Annotated in this window: 2 protein-coding genes; both read right to left on the bottom strand. The window is 38.3% G+C overall.

The features are described from left to right. Positions 1-272, bottom strand: a 272-nt coding sequence (locus tag R2R70_RS18950; RefSeq protein WP_410978741.1) for a hypothetical protein, incomplete at its 3' end; no start/stop codon positions are given. Next, positions 272-457, bottom strand: a 186-nt coding sequence (locus tag R2R70_RS18945) for a hypothetical protein (RefSeq protein WP_410978740.1), incomplete at its 5' end; no start/stop codon positions are given. The genes R2R70_RS18950 and R2R70_RS18945, both read right to left, overlap by 1 nt.

The raw sequence follows: 457 nt of genomic DNA, 5'->3' as shown, positions 1-457 counted from the left end.
AGTAGGTCTAATAACTCAGATTGTCTATATACTTCAAAGTACAGATAGTAGATTACTTTGTGTTCTGTTTGTGATAAGTTAGCCACGTTGAATAGTACTTCATAGAAGTCTGCTAACCATATAACTACGTCATAATCCCCTGTGTAATACTTCAATTCTTCTAAACTTCCTAGCTTCTCTAAGAAGCTTCTTACCCCTTCTTCTGTATGAAGTGGAAAAGCTGATTCTAAACGTCTAGCTGAAGCTTCTAAGTCGTATGATACTGCCCCCATTACCCTTCCCCCATCAATTCACTCATTACAAAGTCTGCTTGTTGATATAACGCTTCTAAACTATCGTTATTAGTAACTAGATAGTCACACGGACACGCATCTGCTTGTAATTCGGTTTCATGGTTTAGCTGTTCAGGCGTAAAGATATCACCCGCATCAGCTATACGTTTTAGTCGTACTTCTTC

This window comes from Cobetia sp. SIMBA_158 (assembly GCF_046566945.1).
Lineage (GTDB): Bacteria > Pseudomonadota > Gammaproteobacteria > Pseudomonadales > Halomonadaceae > Cobetia > Cobetia amphilecti.
Note: the sequence above shows the minus strand (reverse complement) of the source record. Positions and strands in the feature narration are given on the sequence as shown.